The organism is Micromonospora costi, assembly GCF_003626655.1.
GTDB classification, from domain to species: Bacteria; Actinomycetota; Actinomycetes; order Mycobacteriales; family Micromonosporaceae; genus Micromonospora; species Micromonospora costi.
Map to the genome: position 1 here is coordinate 30133 of NZ_RBAN01000005.1, position 17330 is coordinate 47462.

The following is a 17330-nucleotide window of genomic DNA, read 5'->3' on the forward strand; positions in this document are numbered from 1 at the left end:
GATGTCGCGGTGTCCGGGTCGGGTGGACACCGCGACTACACGGATGTCGAGTCGATCATCGGTTCGGCGCGACACCCCCCGGCGGCCGGCGGCCGAGCGCGGGGACGGGTTCGCCGTACCCTGAGCGGTGTTCCGACTCCCCGCCGTCGACGGGAGGCCGTGGGTGCACGTCAGCATGGCGACCAGCGCCGGCACGCCCGGCCGGCCGAACGAGGACTTCGCCGGCGCGGTGCCCGGCGCCGTCGTGCTGCTGGACGGTGCCGGCATCCCGGGCACCGAGTCGATCTGCGTACACGGGGTCGCCTGGTACACCCGCCGTCTCGGTGGGGCGCTGCTCGGCCGGCTGTCGCGCGACGACGGCCAACCCCTCACGGCGATCCTCGCGACCTCGATCGACGAGGTCACCGCCGAGCACAAGGCCACCTGCGACGTCACCCACCCCGCCAGCCCGCAGGCGACGGTGGCGATCGTCCGCTCGTACCGGGGCAGCCTGGACCACCTCGTCCTCGCGGACTGCACCGTCGTCCTCGACCCGGTCGGCGGCGGCCCCCAGGTCGTCACCGACGACCGTGAGGTCACCAACCGGCGGATCTGCGCGGAGCCCCTGCGGGGCATCGCGAGGGGAACCCCGGCGTACGACCGCGTCCGGGCCGCCTGCTCCGAGGCGCTACGGGCGCGCCGGAACCAGCCGGGCGGCTACTGGATCGCCAAGGACGACCCACACGCGGCGGAGGAGTCGGTGACCGGCAGCCGGCCCCTCGACGACCTCACCGGCGTCGCGCTGCTCAGCAACGGCGCGAGCCGCATCGTCAGCCCGTACGGCCTGACCGACTGGCCCGGCGTACTGGAACTGCTCGACGCCCGCGGCCCGGCCGGCGTCATCCGCCGCGTCCGGGAGGCCGAGGCCCACCCTCGCGCGGCGCCGGACGCTCCGGTGCCCGACGACGCGACGGTTGCCCACTGCACCCGCCTGGCGTCGTCATGAACCGGCGTCGTTCAGCGGGCGGCCTTCTTCGTCGCCCGCTTGCGCGGCGGCGTCAACAGGTCGGCGATGTCGGCGATCGCGGACGGCACCAGGCGGTAGTACGCCCAGACACCGCGCTTCTCGCGCTCGAGCAGACCGGCCTCGGTGAGGATCCGGAGGTGATGGCTCACGGTCGGCTGGGAGAGCCCCAGCGGCTCGGTCAGGTCGGTCACGGACGCCTCACCCGCCGGATTGGACTGGATGAGGCTGAGCAGACGTAGCCTGGCCGGGTCGGCGAACGCCTTGAGCACGCCAGCGAGCCGCTCGGCGTCGGCGCGCTTGATCGGCTCGCCAGCAAGCGGCGACACAACAGGCATAGCAGTTTTCGCAGGTCCCACGTCTTCCATCGTTACACATCGCCCTGAGCCGGCTGGCAGAACCCGGGTGAGTACCCCGGATGGCGGTCGTGCTCGGGCACGGCGGACCGCCGAACCGAACCGACGCGGGGCCGCGGAAGTAGGGCATCGGCGCGCGGCCGGGCCGTCGACATCCCGCACACCACCGTTTCCCCACCGCCGAGACGAGTGACACCGTGGACCGATCTTGACGCCCGGCCGCGAACGTGGAAATGTCGATGATCTTGGAATGGTGTGGTGATGGGGGAGGGGACATGCGCCGGAGCCGCGTCCGTGGAGGTCTCGTCGCACTGCTCGTCGGCTCGACGGCGGCGGTGATCGGGCCGGCCGCCGGGGCGAACGCCAGCACCGCGGCCGGCGACGGCTGTGGGCCGGTCGTGACGGCCGCCCGGCCGGCGGTCGGACTTCAGCAGAAGTGGGCGCACTTCGGAGACGGCGCCGGCGAGGGGGAGTGGGCCGGTGGCGACGGCACCTACTCGACGCCACTGCCGGACGGCCGCACCGCGTGGCTGTTCAACGACACGTTCCTGGGCCCCGTGGGCCCCGGCCGGAGCATCACGCCGCACGCCCCGGTGCACAACACGATCGTGACGGCGCACGGCCGCAGCCAACGGCCGACCCAGACCATCCTGCGCGGGACCTCGGCGAGCCCGCTCCCGATCGTCGGCCCGGCCGGCACCGACGATCCGTGGTACTGGAACGGTGACGGCATCGTCGACGACGGCAAGCTGTACGTCTTCGAGTTCCAGCAGCGGGCCGCCGGCGAGGGCCACTTCGGCTTCGAGTGGATCGGGACGGACCTCGCGTCCCTGTCGTTGCCGGATCTGCGCCTGCAGCACGTGGCCCCCACGTACGACGGCCACGGCATCCAGTGGGGCGTGGAGCTTCTCCGCGTGGACGACTACATCTACATCTACGGCACGGGGTCGCAGTGGCCGGGCAAGCAGGCGCACGTCGCGCGCGCCCGGGCCGGTCACCTCGACGGCGCCTGGGAGTTCTACACGGGCAGCGGGTGGTCCCCGGACGAGGGTGACTCCGCCGCGATCCTGGAGGACGTCGGTTCGTCGTACGGCGTCGCGCAGGTGCAGGGCCGGTACGTCCTGGTCACCACGGACAGCTACCTCGGCTCCGAGATCTACGTCCACACGGCGTCGACGCCGTTCGGTTTCTCCGGTACCGAGCGGGTGCAGGTCTACGACACGCCGGAGGGGCAACCCGCGTACGACGCCGACGCGGCGGGCGACATCTACACCTACAACGTGGCCGTGCACCCGACGTTGAGCACCGGGAACAGCCTCGTCGTCTCGTACAACGTCAACAGCACGAGCATCGCGGACCTGTACGGAGACATCAGCAACAACCGCGCCCGGTATCTGGACCTGCCCTTCACGTCCGGAGACAGCCCCTGCCGCTAGCCCTCGCCCAGGCGGGGGAGAGCAGGGTTCACAGCCAGGGCGGTGGGCCCTCGAAGGCCAGGGCGTGCACGTCGAACAGGACGGCCGCCTCCACGCCCAGCGCCGGCCCGCCCTGGCGGGCCGCCCACGTGAGCATCGGCCCGGGTTCGGGCCCCGCCACGCCCAGGCCCCGGGTGTACTCGGCGTGCGCCTCGAGCGAGGCGATGCCCCGTCGCAGCGGCTCGCCGGTGACGTCCACGCCGTGCGTGGGCCGCTCCGCGCCCGCGAAGCACACGTAGCGCACCCCGCCCCAGGGCGGCAACCCCTCGTCCACCAGCTCGGGGAAGATCCACCGGTTGCCCGCGTCGCGGGCGGCGTCCAGCGTGGCCAGCCCCACGGCCCGGTGGTCGGCCTGGTTGGTCATGCCGCCCACCATGCGGACGGTGAACGCCCCCGAGACGATGACCTCGGGCCGGTGCCTCCGGATCGCGCGCACGATGTCGCGGCGCAGGTCGGGACCGTACTCGACAACCCCGTCGCGGTGGTCGAGGAACTCCACGACATCCACGCCGACCTCCCGGGCCCCGGCGCGTTCCTCCTCCTCGCGCAACGGCGCCGCCCGGTCCGGGTGCAGGCCGTCGATCCCCGCCTCGCCCCGGGTGGCCAGCAGGTAGGTGACCTGCTTGCCCTGGGCCGTCCAGCGGGCGATCGCCGAGGCGGCGCCGTACTCGATGTCGTCGGGGTGCGCGGCCACCGCGAGGCAGCGCTCCCAGTCCTCCGGCAGTGCCGGGAGAAGCCCGTCCACAGCCCACACCGTAGCCACCTCCGCGCCGGTCCGACACCGCCGAGCGGGCACGTGGGCGACCGCCGTGCGGGCGATACTGGGCGGGTGGATCCCCTCCGGCTGCACCCCCAGGCCCGGGCCGCCATGCAGGTCCAGCAGCGCGTCCCGCTCACCCGGGCGACCCTGCCGGCGGTACGGCTCAGCATGCTCGAGGCCACCCCGGCCGAGGTGGGCGACGGGCCGGAGATCCGGTCCGTGGTCGACGTCGACGCCGGCGGTGTGCCCGCCCGCCTCTACCGCGACGACGACCACGACGCGATGCCGGTGGTCCTCTTCGCCCACGGTGGGGGCTGGGTGATGGGCGGCGTGGACACCCACGACGGGCTGTGCCGGCAGGTGGCCGCCGCGTCCGGGTGGGCGGTGCTCTCGGTGGACTACCGGCTCGCCCCCGAGCACCCGTACCCGGCCGCGGTGGACGACATGGCGCGCGCGCTGGCCTGGCTGCGCGGGCCCGGGGCGGCCCGCCACGGCCTCGACGCCGGCCGGATCGTGGTGGCCGGTGACTCCGCGGGCGGGCATCTCGCGGCGGTGACCGCCCGGCGCGCCCGGGACGAGGGATTCCGCCTCGCAGGTCAGCTCCTCGTCTGCCCGGTCATCGACCCCGCGGCCGACTACCCGGCGCTCGACGAGTACGGCCTGGACCGGGAGGAGATGCGGTTCTTCTGGGACGCGTACGCCCCACCCGGCGTGGACCGCACCCAGCCGGACCTCGATCCACTGCGCGCGGACCTCGCCGGGCTGGCCCCGGCCGTCGTCATCACCGCCGAGCTGGACGTGCTGTGCGCCGAGGGGGAGCGGTACGCGGCCGCGTTGCTGGCGGCCGGCGTTCCCGTCACCGCCACCCGGTACCAGGGGCTGATCCACAACTTCCCGCGGAAGCTGGCCCTGTTCGACGCCGCCCACCTCGCCCTGGCACAGATGACGGCCGCGCTGCGCCGCTGGTGACGTCGGCCCCCGCGACGCGGGGCGCCCACCGACCGCCCCTCAGTCCTCCGGGGAAGCGGCCGCCTCGACGATCGAGACGGGAGTGCCGAGTTCGACCGTGCGGGAGACGGTGCAGAGCCGGTCGTGCGACTGCTGCAGCGACCGGGGCAGCGCCTCCCGCGCCTTGTCGCCGTCAGCGCCCTCCGGGAACGTCACCGTGAACTCGACCCGGAGGTTCTGCATCCGGTTCCCGCCGGTCTCGTCGCGGATCTTGTCACCGGTGACGGCCACGGAGAACCGGGTGGGCTCGGCCCGGCGGCTCGTGATGTAGTCCACGTCCACCGCGGTGCAGCCGCCGATGGCCGCCAGCAGCAGTTCGACCGGCGTGAAGCTGCCGTCCTCGCCCGTGCCCACCGCGATCGACCCGCCGCGGACGTTCCGCACGACGTACTGCCCGAGCTTCGTGCGCTCGATCTCCACCGAGCGGAAGGTGTCCTCACTCATGACGGGCACGCTACCCACGCCGCCTGAGCCCTGAGTCACCGGGCAGGAAACCCGTCGGTTGCCCATGCCTCCCCGCTTCGCGGACCCGCACCGGGTGGTTGTGACGACGTTCGACGTTGTAACGTCGTTCATCGTGAAAACCCCGAGCACAGGGCCGGCCGGGGAGGTCATCGACTCCACCCGGCACCGCGCCCTCGGCACCGCGAGCCGGGCCTCGATCCTCGAGCTGGTGCGCGCGGCCGGTGGCGGCCTGACCATCGCCGAGGTCGGCGAACGGACAGGCCTGCACCCCTCCACCGCGCGTACGCACCTCGACCGGCTCGTGGACGCCGGCCTGCTGGTCAAGGCGCGTGCGAGCGGTGGTCAGCCGGGGCGGCCGGCGTGGCGCTACCGGGTGACCGCCGAGGAGGGCCCGGCTCCGGCGCCGTACCGGGCGCTGGCCGCCGCCCTGCTCGACCACCTCGCCCGCGACGGCCGGGGTGACGTCCGGGCCGAGGCGGCCCGCGCCGGACGGGAGTGGGGGCACCACCTCGCCGCGGCGACGCCCCCGGGCGGGAACCCCGTCGACACCCTGCTGGCGGTGCTCCACGGTCTCGGCTTCAACCCCAGCCTTCACCCGACGGCCGACGGCAGCACCGAGATCCACCTGTCCACCTGCCCGTTCCTCGAACTGGTGGGCCGCAACCCCGACGCCATCTGCGGACTGCACGTCGGTGTCGTACGCGGCGCCCTGGAGCAGGCCGGCGGGCCGCCGAACGGCGCCGTGCTGGAACCGTTCGGCGCGCCGACCGCCTGCGTGGTGCGCCTCACCCTGCCGCCGAGCGCCACCCGTGGCCCCGCCGAGGTGAACCCGTGACCACCGCCGTGCTGGTCGCGTACTGATCGAGGCGCGACCACGGGCCGGACGCTCGCGGTGCCCCGCCGGCCGGCAGGGCACCGCGCGCCGGTGCGGGACCGTCAGCCGCGCAGCATGCCCGGCCCGAACACCTCGTACGCGATCCGGTCCGCCGGCACGCCCCGGCGCCGCAGCCCGCTCCGCACGAGGCTCATGAACGGCACCGGCCCGCAGAGGTGCACGCGCGCCCCGGGGGACAGCGGGATCCGGTCGGGGTCCACCAGACCGGTGGCCACCTCCGCCTTCAACCCGGCCAGCTCGCCGTCGGCGGCGTCCTCGTACCACAGCCGGACGGACAGGTTCGGCAGCCGCTCCTGGAGCCGCGGCAGTTCCGCGCGGCGCGCGTGCGCGCTGGCCGCCCGGTCGGCGTGCACGAGCACCACCTCCCGCTCCGGCTCGGTCACGGCCAGGTGCTCCAGCGCCGACATCGCCGGGGTGAGGCCGATGCCGGCGCTGACCAGCAGCAGCGGACCGCCGTCGCCGACCGCGCTGACCTCGCCGAACGGCGGGCTGAGCCGGAGTGTGTCGCCGGCGGCCACCCGCTCGTGCAGGAAGGTGGAGACCATGCCGTCCGGAGCGCCGGCGACACCGCGTACCCGCTTGACGGTGATCCGCCAGTCGGGGGCGCCGGGCCGGCCGGAGAGGCTGTACTGGCGGATCTGCTGCCCCCGGCCGCCGTCCAGGTCGACCGCGACCGAGACGTACTGCCCGGGGGTGAACGCGGGCACCGCTCCACCGTCGGCCGGGACGAGGGTGAACGAGACGACGTCGGCGGTCTCCCGGGTCCGGGCCGCCACCCGCCAGTCCCGCCACACCGCGCCGTCCTCGGCCACACCGGCCAGGGTGTAGAGGCGCGCCTCCCGGGCGATGAGTTCGCAGGCGAGCAGCCAGTACACCTCGTCCCAGGCCGCCGCGACCTCGGTGGTCACGGCGTCACCCAGCACCTCGCCGACCGCGGCGAGCAGGTGCCGGCCGACGATCGTGTACTGGGCGGCGGTGATGCCGAGCGAGGCGTGCTTGTGCGCGATCCGGTCCAGCACCGGCCCCCACGGCACGTCGCCACCACCGGTCAGGTGCTCGGCGTACGCGACCACGGCGGCGGCGAGCGCGGCCTTCTGCTGGCCGGTCGCCTGGTTGCCCCGGTTGAAGATGTTCAGCAGCTCCGGGTGGGCGTCGAACATGCGCTGATAGAACCGGCCGGTGATCGCCTCTCCGTGTGCCTGGACGGCGGGCAGGGTCGCGGCCACCACCGCGGCGGAGGATTCCGAGAGCACGACTACTCCTTCGGGCGTCGATGAGGTCGATCTCCACGGAACAGAAAGGCAACATGCCTCGTCAGGGTCGAAGGTCCCGGGCGCGGGTATCGCCGGTCACACCGGCCGCGCGGGGCCGGGAGACGGGCATTCATCGCCGCGAGCGGTGACCGCACCCTCGTTGTCCGCCTGCAGGCCGGATTCCATTCACCGGCCGGACGGGTGCGCCGCCTAGCGTCACCGGCTGACAGTCGTCTGCGGCCCGATGAGTGGTGGTCATGTCAGCTGCACCCGAGGTAAGCGTCGTCATCCCCACGCTCGCCCGTCCCGACCTGGTCACCCGGGCCGTCCGCAGCGCCCTGGCCCAGACGGTGACCGACATCGAGGTCATCGTCGTCGTCGACGGGCCGGATCCGGCGACCCGGGACGCCCTGGCCGGTTTCGGTGACTCCCGCCTGCGGGTCGTGCAGCTCGGACAGAAGGGCGGGGCGCCCAACGCCCGCAACGTCGGCGCCCGGGAGGCCCGCGCGCCGTGGACCGCCCTGCTGGACGACGACGACGAGTGGCTTCCGGAGAAGCTCGCGGTGCAGTTGCGGCACGCCGAGGCGGCCACCGTCCCGATGCCGATCGTCGCCAGCCGGCTGATCAACAAGACGCCGCGGGCCGAGTTCGTCATGCCCCGCCGCCTCCCCTCCGACGGCGAGCCGGTGTGCGAGTACCTCACCGTCCGGCGCGGCCTGTTCCACGGCGACGGTTTCATCCAGACCTCGACGATCATGGCGCCCACGGCGTTGCTGCGTCGGGTCCCGTTCACTGTCGGCCTGCGCCGCCAGCAGGAACTCGACTGGACGCTGCGGGCGCTGGACCACGACGACGTCGCGCTCGTCATCGCCCCCGAGCCGCTGGTGCTGTGGCACCAGGACGAGGACCGGCCGCGGATCAGCCTCAACTCGCCGTGGGAGGCGCAGCTGGAATGGGTGCGCACGATGCGCCCGCTGCTCACCCCGAAGGCGTACGCCGCGATCGTCATGAGCATCATCAGCTCGATGGCGGCGCCCACCCGGGACGTCCGCGTCTTCCGGATGTTGCTCGGCGACGCGCGGCGACACGGCCGGCCGAGCGCCATCGACTACCTGACGTTCTTCCAGATCTGGCTGATCCCGCCGCAGCTGCGGCACACCCTGCGCGACCGTGTCCTCGGCCGCCGGCGCCCGGCTCCCGCGCCCATGCCCGACCCGCGTGCCACTGCGCTGCCCCTCCCGCCGGTACCGACGACCACCCCGGGAAACGATGTCCACGCCTAAGGTCGCCGTCATCTGGCGCAGCGGCATGCTGCCGGTCTCCGAGACGTTCATCCGCGACCAGGGTGACGCGCTGCCGTCGTGGCGGCCGGTCTACCTCGGCGCCACGAAGGTCGCCTCGCCGATCGCCGCCGACAGCGACGTCATCGCCTACCCGGACACGCCGGCCGGTCGCCGCGCCTGGAACCTGCTGCGGCTGACCGGCGGTTCGGCGCGGCTGCGGCGGCTGCTGACCCGCCTCCGGCCGGCCGTGGTGCACGCGCACTTCGGCGGCGACGGGTGGCTCATCAGCCGCACGGCCCAGCAGGTGGGCGTACCCCTGGTCATCACCCTGCACGGCGTCGACGTGACCCGGCAGCCCGCCGTGCCCGGCCCGCGCGGCGCCCGGCACCGCCGCAAGCTGCGCGTCGCGTTCCACCACGCCGCGCTGATCATCGCCGTCTCGGCCTTCATCCGCGACCGCGCGGTGGAGCTGGGCGCCGACCCGGCGAAGGTACGCGTCCACTACACGGGCGTACCGATCCCGGCGGAGACCCCGGCGGCACCGAAGACCTGGGACGTCATCTTCGTGGGCCGGCTCGTCGACAAGAAGGGCGCCGACGACCTCGTCGAGGCCCTCGGGCGGATCCCCGAGCTGCGACCCCGCGCCCTGTTCATCGGCAGCGGGCCGCTGGAGCAGTCGACCCGGGCGCGGGCGGCCGAGCTGGGCGTGGACGCCACGTTCCTCGGCGCCCAGCCGCCCGAGGTGGTCATGGGGCACATGGCGCAGGCCAGGATGCTCGCCGCGCCGTCGCGCACCGCGTCCGACGGCGACTGCGAAGGGCTTCCCACCACCATCCTGGAGGCCGCGAGCCTCGGCTTGCCGGTCGTCGCCACCCACCACAGCGGCATCCCCGAGGCGGTCCGCCACGGGGAGACCGGCCTGCTCGGCGCCGAGCGGGACCCGGTGGCGCTGGCGGACAACATCCGGCGGCTGCTCACCGACGAGCCGCTGCGGGAACGCCTCGGCCGCGCCGCGCGCCAGCACGTCGAGACGACCTTCGACCTGCGCCGGCAGACGCGGTTGCTGGAGGAGCTGTACGAGAGCGTCACGTCGTCCGGCCTGCCGGAGCGCGCGGGCGCCCCCGCGCCGACCGCGCGCTGAGGCAGCCCCCTCAGTCGTGCGGTAGCACCCGCCGTACGACGGCTCCCGCGGTCCGGCGGGCCCGGCGGGCGCCGGCCAGCACGAGCTTGCCCGCCCGCGCGCTCGGCGTCCCGCTCAGCACCGCGAGGAGGCTCCGCGCCCGGCGCAACTCCGTCTCGCGCTCGACGAGCGTCCGCTCGTACCACGCCTCCCGCTCGCGCGCCTCGGCCAGTTCCCGGGCCAGCCGGTCGCGGTCCGCCACCAGCTCCCGCACCCCGGGCACGGTGGGGCGATCCGGCTCGCCGCCCGCCGGTGCGGCCGGTACGGGTGCCTGCCCGGCCAGGGCCACGAGCGTGAGCGCCAGCTCGGCCGGATCGGCGGGCGACGGCCACAGGTGGGCGAGCCCGGCGTCGAGCAGCCGGACAGCGAGGCGCCGCACCGCGTCCGCCGGGAGACCCGCGGGCGCCAGCGGGACCAGGTCCCGGCCCGGCGTGACGACGATCTGGTCCGCGGGCACACCGGCGTACGGGCCGGCCTGCCACGGGCGCAGCAGCTCCCGCACGGCCGGCAGGTCACGCCGCACGGATGCGACGATCAGCGACTGTTCGAGGCCGGAGCCCTTCGGCAGCGCACCCGTGGCGCCGTCGGGACGGCGCAGGAGCAGCCCGCCGCCCGGACGGTGCACGACCTCGACACGCTCCCCGTCGATCATGACCAGCGCCTCGGGCAGGGCCGGGGACGGCACGCCTCCGGCCGCGGCCCCGGTCGCCCACGCCGCGGGACGCCCGCCGACGGGACCGGACGGTCCCGGGTCGGGGGCGATCCGTTCGGCCTGGAGGATCCAGGCCGGCGCGAGGGTGGCCGCCGCGCCGTGACGCAACGCCGTGGCGACCAGCCGTTCCGGGTCGGTCAGCACCGTCTCCCGCGGTGCGCAGGCCCGGCCGAGCGTCGCCCGGAGGAACGCTGCCGCGTCCTGGTCGGCCAACAGCTCCGGTGCGACCAGCGCGGCCGGCGCGATCGGCGCCGGCCAGGCGGCGTACGTGCGGGTCACCGACAGCCCGGCGCCGGCGAGCCCGGCCCGCAGCCGGTCCAGGCCGGCCGGGCGGTCGGGGTCGTACTCGCCCGCACCAGCCCAGTCCGAGTCGGTGACCTCGGGCGGCAGCGCCACCAGCCGGTGCACGCCCAGGTGGTTCTCCGCCGCGAGAAGCAGCCGCCCACCGGGCCGAAGGACGGCCACCAGGAGCGCGACCGTCTCCGCCCAGGTCAGGTCGGCGCCCTCGGTCGAGCCGAGCCGCTCGGTCCCGTCTAGCGCCACCACGCTGTCGTACGGCGGCTCGGTGGCGAGCTTCTCCGGGCTGCCGCACAGCACGGTGGCGCCCGGCCGGTCGGCCAGGTGGGTGGCGAGCGCCTCGGCGTCGGGCACTCCCCGGACCAGCACGGTCAGGTCGTCGGCCGGCACCGCATCGAGCAGGGCCGGATCGAGCGGCCCGACGACCAGGGTCCGCCCCGTCACGGTCGCCAGCAGCGGGGCCAGCACCTCCCCACGGACCGGGCCCGGCCCGTGCCGGCCGTCCAGGTCCGACCAGACCTGCATCTCGCCGCCGATCGGTCGTACGGTCACCGGGTCTCCTCGGGCAGGTCGGCCCCCGCGGGCCGCGACGGCGGATCGGGCCAGTGGAACAACCGGCGCAGCACGGCGGGCGGCAGCAGACGGTCGGCCCCCAGCTCGGCGACCGCGACCTCCCGCGCGACCACCGGATCGACCTGCGGGCCGTGCAGCTCGGCCCACTGTCGACGGATCCGGGGCTGCCCGCCCCAGAGCGGCACCTCGCCGGCCAGCTGCATGGGGTCGCCGTACACGGCGGGCTCGCAGCCGGCGAGGATGGCGTAGAAGACGGCGGTGCAGAGCCGGTTCGAGGCAACGCGGCGGTGCCGGCGCTGCTCGGCCAACTGCCGGCGCAGGAAGTCCGGGTCCAGGCTGTCCCACTTCCCGCCCCGGTAGCCGTGGCAGATGACCCGGAAGCCGGCTCGCTCGTACCGCTCGCGTACCCGCCGGACGCGGTACTCCTGCCAGTACAGGCAGACGGTCACCGGGCCCGGTTCGGTCGCCTTGATCTCCGCGACCAGCCGGTCGTGGTCACCCACCACCTGCTGGCCCTCCCAGCCGTGGAACGGATACCAGATCGTGCCCTCCCGCGGCCGGGGTCCGTCGGGCTCCGGCTCCATCGCCAACAGGTAGGCCCAGGGCGCCCCGACGGCGTACGTCTGGCGTCGGCCCAGCGACCAGGCGCGCCGGCGGGTCCGCTCCGACCACAGGAACAGCGGCACACCCGGCACGAACTCGTGGTCGGCGGCCATCCCGTCGCCGATGTTCCAGCCGTGCTGGAGGTAGCCCCGGATGCGCTGCGGGTTCCGGTCGTCCAGACCGCAGTAGCGGGCCAGCACATGTGAGTGGCCGTAGTAGTGGTTGGCGTGGTGCACGGTGGCGACGACCGTCCCTGGCTGGTGTGAACGCGAGCCGTACGGTAGCCACGCGACGTGAATACCGGGCCACGCGGACATGGACGACGGGGGACGGGCCGGGGCACCGACGGGCGGTGACGTGCGCCGTCCGTAACGAGCGGCGCTCCAGCCGGACGGGCGGGGTGACATCCGTCTTGCCGTCCCCTGTCCGGACGGTGAGCGGGGCAGTAGCGTGATGAACGCTTGTCGGCTACCGCAGGTGATGGGAGGAGCGTGGCGGACCCGTCGCTGACCGTGCGGACGCGTGACGACGGCACGATCGTGCTGCAACCGCACGGCGAGGTTGGTCTCGACGCCGCCGTGGAGCTGCGTCAGACCCTCGTGCACCTGGTACGCCGGGTGCGCCCGTGCCGGCTGGTCGTGGACCTCGCGGAGGTCACCAGCCTGGACGACATCAATGCCGGAACGTTGGTCGCGATCGTCCCGGTCGCCGACGAGCACGGCGTGGCCGTCTTCCTCGACAACTCCCCGGCCGGCGTGGCGGACCTGCTGTGCGCGTGCGGCGTCCCCCAGCAGCGGCTGCGGCCCCTGCCGGCCTGACCAGCTCCTCGCCCGCAGGGCACCCGTCGCGCCGGCAGCGCCCGGCGGGTCGTCTCCGGCCGTGGAGGATCGTGCAAGGGTCTGCGGGCATCGTTCTACCCGCCGCTCGGCTGCACTGGTGGTATTGGGCCAGTCCCAGTCCCTCGGGGCGCCGACGCGCTCCGCGACATGAACAGGTGGTCGAACCATGCGGGTCGCAATCGTGACGGGTGCCAGCTCCGGCATCGGGCAGAGCGCAGCCATCCAGATCGCCGGGCGTGGTGTGGGTGTGATCCTGACCTACGGCCGGAACCCGGCCGGGGCGCACGACACCGTTGCGAGCATCGAGAAGGAGGGCGGCACCGCGGTCGCGTTGCCGCTGGACGTGGGCCGGAGCGAGAGCTTCCCCGCCTTCCGCGACGCGGTCGGCGCGGCGCTGCGCGAGACGTGGCAGCGGGACACCTTCGACATCCTGGTGAACAACGCCGGCTTCGGCCAGATGGCGCTGTTCGAGGACACCACCGAGGAACTCTTCGACCGCTTCATGCGGGTCCTGCTCAAGGGGCCGTTCTTCCTCACGCAGACCCTGCTCCCGCTGCTCACCAACGGTGGCGCCATCGTCAACGTCACGAGCAACGCGGCGCTGCACTCCGGCCTGGAGCCCGGCTACTCGGCGTACGCCTCGATGAAGGGCGGCCTCACGGTGCTGACCCGGTACCTGGCCAAGGAACTCAGCCCCCGTGGCGTCCGAGTCAACTCGATCGCGCCGGGCGCCACCCGTACCCGCCTCGCCGACGACGCCTTCGAGCGCTTCCCGGAGGTGATCCCGGCCCTCGCCGCGAAGACGGCGCTCGGCCGGGTCGGCGAGCCGGACGACATCGGGATGGTGATCGCGTCGCTGGTCTCCGAGGAGGGGCAGTGGATCACGGCCCAGGACATCGAGGTCTCCGGCGGTCTGAACCTCTAGTCGCGCGGTCGGCGGGCCGGGGCTCGGGATCGGTCACGGCAGAAGTCAGGCCATCTGCAAGAAAATTCGGGACGACTTGATTGACGCCCGCCGATCGTGACCATGATCTGATGCGTCGTCTCCCTCCGATCCTGGGGCGGGCGTTTTCCGGCCTGCTCGCGCTCGTCCTCGCGTCCGCGGTCGCCGTGCTGGCGGCGCCACCGCCCGCCGCGGCCCACGGCACCCTGGCCATGGCCACACCGGCGGACGGCGCGACGGTGAACGAGCCGCTGGCCGCGGTACGGCTCTACTTCACCGAGAAGGTCGCCAGCAACGCGTACTTCACGATCACCGCGCCGGGTGGCGGTCGGGTCGACAACGGCTGGAGCCACGGCGAGCCCGTTCCGCTGGAGAAGCCGGTACGGGAGTACTTCCTCGTCGACGGCACCTTCCAGCCGCGCGACTACACGACGGGCTTCCCGGCCGTCGTGACCCTCGCGCACCTGCCGGCGGCCGGCCGGTACTCGGTGAGCTACCTGTCGGTGGCGTCGGACGGCGACCTGGTGCGCGGCGCCGTGACGTTCCGCTACAGCGGGCCCGTCACGGCGGCGCCGCAGGGTTGGCGTCCACCGGCCAACCAGCCGGATCCGGCGCTCCTGGCCGCCACCGACCAGCACGGCGGCGGGTCGGGCACGCCGCCGGCCACGCCGGCCACCGCGACGGCCGCCCCGGCGCCGGCCGCGTCCGCGACGGCCGCCGATGGTGGCGGTGATTTGGGTTGGCCGGTCTGGACCGGGGCCGCGGCGGCCGTCGCCGCGGCGCTCGCCGGCGTCGTGGCCTGGCGTCGGCGCCCGACCCGGTCCGCCCGGGCCGCCCGCGGGTCCGGCCGGATTCGCCCGGCCTCCCGCCGGACCGGCGGCGCTGCCCGACCGGGCCGCCCGAAGGAGGTCGCCCGCCGGGCCACCACCGGCCGGACCGCCACCGCGGCGGGCTCGGGCGGCAAGCGCCGGCCGGCGGCCGTACCGGCGGCGCGTACGGGCGGCGTGGCCGTCACCGCCAGGGCGGCCGCCGTCACCGGATCGCCGGTACGCGAGGACACGGCGACGCCCGCGAGCAGCGTCGCCACGGCGGTCGGTGCCCCCGGCGCGGTGGTGGCGGACGCTCCGGCGATCCCGGGCCCGGAGGGCCCGCCCGTGACGGGCGGGCCGCGACTGAGCAACACGCGGGTCGGGCTGGTGGTCGGCGGTCTGGTGGTGGCGCTGCTCGCCGGCTTCGGGCTCGGGCGCCTCGGCGCGGGAGGCGAGAGCGCCGCCGGGCGTACGCCCACGGCGCCCGCCGGGGGCGCGCCGGCCGCCGGTCAGGCGGTGTCGGCGGGCGACGGGCACCAGCACGCGCCCGGTACGGGCCCGCACACGCACCCGGGCGATGCCGGCGCGCCCCCGGCGAGCGGGACAGTCGTGAGCGCCGGCGGGTACACGTTGCAGCCGTTGGAGCGGTCGCAGCCGGCCGGGGCGAGCGTGGACTACCGGTTCCGCATCGTGGGTCCCGACCGGCAGGCGGCGACACGCTTCGCGGTGGTCCACGACAAGCCGTTGCACCTGATCGTCGTGGGCCGTGACCTGGCCGGGTACCAGCACCTGCACCCCACCATGGCGCCCGACGGCACCTGGAGCGTCCCGCTGCGGCTGGCCCGCGCCGGCGGCTACCGCGTCTACGCGGACTTCTCCGTGACCGGGGCCGCCGGCACACCGCTTCCCCTGGTCCTGGGCGTCGACCACCTGGTGCCGGGCGCGCACACCCCCGCTCCGCTGCCGCCCCCGCAGCCGCAGGCGACGGCCGGCCCGTTCACCGTGTCGATGGAGGGCACGCCCACGGTGGGCGTGACCACGCCGATGGTCTTCCGGGTGTCCGGCGGCGGCGGGCCCGGGCCGGCGGCGCTGGAGCGCTACCTGGGCGCGTACGGGCACCTGGTGGTCGTCCGCGAGGGGGACCTGGGCTACGTGCACGTCCACCCGGAGCCGGAGCTGGTCGACGGCGCCGTCACGTTCTGGCTGACCGCGCCGAGCCCCGGCCGGTACCGGGCGTTCTTCGACTTCCAGGTCGGCGGGACGGTGCGCACCGCCGAGTACACGATCACCGTGACGTGAGATCCGGGTCGGCGCCCGGCGGCGTGCAGCTCGCCCTGGGCACGGCCCACCGCTCCCGGTAGTCGGCGACGAGGAGGCCCGTGCCTTTGGGGCATGACGGTCAGCCCCTGGCGATCTCGTCGAGGAGCCCGGCCAGTTCGGCCGGACGGGACAGGAACGGGGAGTGGCTGGTGGCGATCCGCCGTACGTCCTTGATGCGGGCGGCCATCTGCTCCTGCAGGTCGACCGGGAGTGAGGCGTCCCGTTCGGTGAGGATGTAGGTGGCGGGAACGGTGTGCCAGGCGGCCCGGGTCACGCGGTCGACCCAGGGCTTGAGAAGCTGGTCGACGAGGCGGCTGATGGCCAGGTCGGCCACGTCCTTCGGCACGTCGGCGTAGAGCTGGGCGCGAGGGTCCGACCCGATGGGGAAGAGCCCGTCGGCCGAGTCGGGGTCGGGCACGCCGTGCAGCGTGTGCATCGACTCGCCGACGTCGGGGACGTAGGCGGCCAGGTAGACGAGGCGTCGCGCGCCGGGCAGGCCGGCGACGCCCTCGGTGGCGGGAATGCCGCCGTACGAGTGGGCCACGACGACGACCGGGCCGCTGAGCGCCTCGACGGCCGAGCGGATCGCCGCGGCGTCCTCCCGCAGGCCGCCACGCGGATCGGGACCGGTGGTGGGCAGCTTCACGGCGCGGCTGGCGTAGCCGAGGGCGTCGAGTTCGCCGCGCAGCAGATCCCAGGTGGACGGCAGGTGCCAGGCGCCGGGAACAAGCACGAACGTGGGTCGCTCTACAGACATGGTGGTCTTCTCCCGATTTCCCCGGTGAATGGTTGGACATCGTGACTGGACATGATGTCCAGGTCGAGGGTAGGGGATCGTGCCTAGGATCGGCATATGGCTTCTGTCACCCGCCGCCGCTCGACCGGCCCGGCCCGTCGGGCAACCACCGACGCCAAGATCATTGAGGCGACCGAGCGGTTGCTGGCGGGTGGCGAACGCTTCACCGAGCTGGGCGTGCAGCGTCTCGCGGCCGAGGCCGGAGTCGGCCGTTCGACCTTCTACCTGCATTTCCGTGACAAGACCGAGGTGCTGCTGCGGATCATCGACACGCTCACGGACGGCGCCTTCGACCTGTTCAGCGCGGCCTCACCCGCCGTGGGCGCGGAGGGCGTCGTCGAGATCATGGTCCGGGATCTGCGGTACTACCGGGAACGGCGGCACCTGCTGGCCGCGGTCCTGGAAGTGGTCGCGTACGACACGGTGGCGCGCGAGGTCTGGAACGGCAAGCTGCAACGCTTCATCGACCTGGCCGAGGTGTGGCTGCGCGGCGAGCAGGACGCGGGTCGGACGGCGCCCGACCTGGACCCGCCCACCGCGGCCCGGGTGTTCGTCTGGGGCGGGTTCCAGGCACTGGCCAACCAGGTGCTGATCGGGCCGGAGAGTCAGGACGAGGTGGTGGCGCGGGAGATCGCCCTGCTCATGTGGCACGGCGCGTTCCGCCGGCCGGCGGGGAGCTGAGCGGCCGGCCGGATGCTGGGGCGTGATCGACACCAGATCGCCGATCTGGCGGTATCCGGCACGTGGTGAACCCGCCGTA

Annotated in this window: 17 protein-coding genes; 10 read left to right on the forward strand and 7 right to left on the reverse strand. The window is 74.2% G+C overall.

Features of this window, described 5'->3' with window-relative positions:
- Nucleotides 1-127 precede the first annotated feature (127 nt).
- Nucleotides 128-985: a hypothetical protein gene (locus tag D7193_RS25950; RefSeq protein ID WP_241563462.1), complete on the forward strand. Its 858-nt coding sequence runs from the start codon at nt 128-130 to the stop codon at nt 983-985.
- Nucleotides 986-996: 11 nt separating this feature from the next.
- On the opposite strand, the gene D7193_RS25955 is transcribed toward D7193_RS25950, so the two are convergent.
- Nucleotides 997-1341, reverse strand: a complete 345-nt coding sequence (locus D7193_RS25955) for an ArsR/SmtB family transcription factor (RefSeq protein ID WP_377456371.1) — start codon at nt 1339-1341, stop codon at nt 997-999.
- A 293-nt stretch (nt 1342-1634) separates the two neighbouring features.
- Here D7193_RS25955 and D7193_RS25960 point away from each other — a divergent pair, with 293 nt between their 5' ends.
- Nucleotides 1635-2795 (forward strand): hypothetical protein, encoded by a 1161-nt coding sequence (locus tag D7193_RS25960; RefSeq protein ID WP_158674864.1) that lies wholly within the window; start codon nt 1635-1637, stop codon nt 2793-2795.
- A 28-nt stretch (nt 2796-2823) separates the two neighbouring features.
- Here the strand turns inward: D7193_RS25960 and D7193_RS25965 are convergent, their stop codons facing one another.
- Nucleotides 2824-3579, reverse strand: a complete 756-nt coding sequence (locus D7193_RS25965; protein WP_120782258.1) for a PIG-L deacetylase family protein — start codon at nt 3577-3579, stop codon at nt 2824-2826.
- 84 nt (nt 3580-3663) lie between these two features.
- Here D7193_RS25965 and D7193_RS25970 point away from each other — a divergent pair, with 84 nt between their 5' ends.
- Nucleotides 3664-4563, forward strand: a complete 900-nt coding sequence (locus tag D7193_RS25970) for an alpha/beta hydrolase (RefSeq protein WP_241563465.1) — start codon at nt 3664-3666, stop codon at nt 4561-4563.
- Nucleotides 4564-4602: 39 nt separating this feature from the next.
- Here the strand turns inward: D7193_RS25970 and D7193_RS25975 are convergent, their stop codons facing one another.
- Nucleotides 4603-5046: an OsmC family protein gene (locus D7193_RS25975; RefSeq protein WP_120782259.1), complete on the reverse strand. Its 444-nt coding sequence runs from the start codon at nt 5044-5046 to the stop codon at nt 4603-4605.
- 133 nt (nt 5047-5179) lie between these two features.
- Between D7193_RS25975 and D7193_RS25980 the strand changes: the two genes are divergently transcribed.
- Complete coding sequence (locus D7193_RS25980) at nt 5180-5902, forward strand: helix-turn-helix transcriptional regulator (protein WP_241563467.1); 723 nt, start codon at nt 5180-5182, stop codon at nt 5900-5902.
- 101 nt (nt 5903-6003) lie between these two features.
- On the opposite strand, the gene D7193_RS25985 is transcribed toward D7193_RS25980, so the two are convergent.
- Nucleotides 6004-7215: a globin domain-containing protein gene (locus D7193_RS25985; protein WP_120782261.1), complete on the reverse strand. Its 1212-nt coding sequence runs from the start codon at nt 7213-7215 to the stop codon at nt 6004-6006.
- A 257-nt stretch (nt 7216-7472) separates the two neighbouring features.
- Between D7193_RS25985 and D7193_RS25990 the strand changes: the two genes are divergently transcribed.
- A complete protein-coding gene (locus D7193_RS25990; protein ID WP_120782262.1) occupies nt 7473-8498 on the forward strand; it encodes a glycosyltransferase family 2 protein in 1026 nt (341 codons plus the stop codon).
- Complete coding sequence (locus tag D7193_RS25995; protein ID WP_120782263.1) at nt 8485-9639, forward strand: glycosyltransferase; 1155 nt, start codon at nt 8485-8487, stop codon at nt 9637-9639. The genes D7193_RS25990 and D7193_RS25995 overlap by 14 nt, the downstream gene beginning before the upstream one ends.
- A 10-nt stretch (nt 9640-9649) precedes the next feature.
- Here the strand turns inward: D7193_RS25995 and D7193_RS26000 are convergent, their stop codons facing one another.
- A complete protein-coding gene (locus D7193_RS26000; RefSeq protein WP_120782264.1) occupies nt 9650-11239 on the reverse strand; it encodes a serine/threonine-protein kinase in 1590 nt (529 codons plus the stop codon).
- The gene (locus D7193_RS26005; protein WP_120782265.1) at nt 11236-12099 is read right to left on the reverse strand and encodes a hypothetical protein; all 864 of its coding nucleotides are present in this window, start codon (nt 12097-12099) and stop codon (nt 11236-11238) included. Before D7193_RS26005 ends, D7193_RS26000 begins: the two co-directional genes overlap by 4 nt.
- A 255-nt stretch (nt 12100-12354) precedes the next feature.
- Between D7193_RS26005 and D7193_RS26010 the strand changes: the two genes are divergently transcribed.
- The 3 genes from D7193_RS26010 to D7193_RS26020 all read left to right on the forward strand — a co-directional run bounded on the left by D7193_RS26010 (nt 12355) and on the right by D7193_RS26020 (nt 15753).
- Complete coding sequence (locus D7193_RS26010) at nt 12355-12681, forward strand: STAS domain-containing protein (RefSeq protein ID WP_241563469.1); 327 nt, start codon at nt 12355-12357, stop codon at nt 12679-12681.
- 187 nt (nt 12682-12868) lie between these two features.
- Nucleotides 12869-13627 (forward strand): SDR family NAD(P)-dependent oxidoreductase, encoded by a 759-nt coding sequence (locus D7193_RS26015; protein ID WP_120782266.1) that lies wholly within the window; start codon nt 12869-12871, stop codon nt 13625-13627.
- A gap of 110 nt (nt 13628-13737) precedes the next feature.
- Nucleotides 13738-15753, forward strand: coding sequence for a copper resistance CopC family protein (locus tag D7193_RS26020; protein ID WP_120782267.1), 2016 nt, complete (start codon nt 13738-13740; stop codon nt 15751-15753).
- A gap of 100 nt (nt 15754-15853) precedes the next feature.
- Here the strand turns inward: D7193_RS26020 and D7193_RS26025 are convergent, their stop codons facing one another.
- On the reverse strand, nt 15854-16531 hold the full coding sequence (locus D7193_RS26025; protein WP_120782268.1) for an alpha/beta hydrolase: 678 nt from the start codon (nt 16529-16531) through the stop codon (nt 15854-15856).
- Nucleotides 16532-16627: 96 nt separating this feature from the next.
- Between D7193_RS26025 and D7193_RS26030 the strand changes: the two genes are divergently transcribed.
- Complete coding sequence (locus D7193_RS26030; RefSeq protein ID WP_120782269.1) at nt 16628-17251, forward strand: TetR/AcrR family transcriptional regulator; 624 nt, start codon at nt 16628-16630, stop codon at nt 17249-17251.
- The last annotated feature ends 79 nt before the right edge of the window (nt 17252-17330 follow it).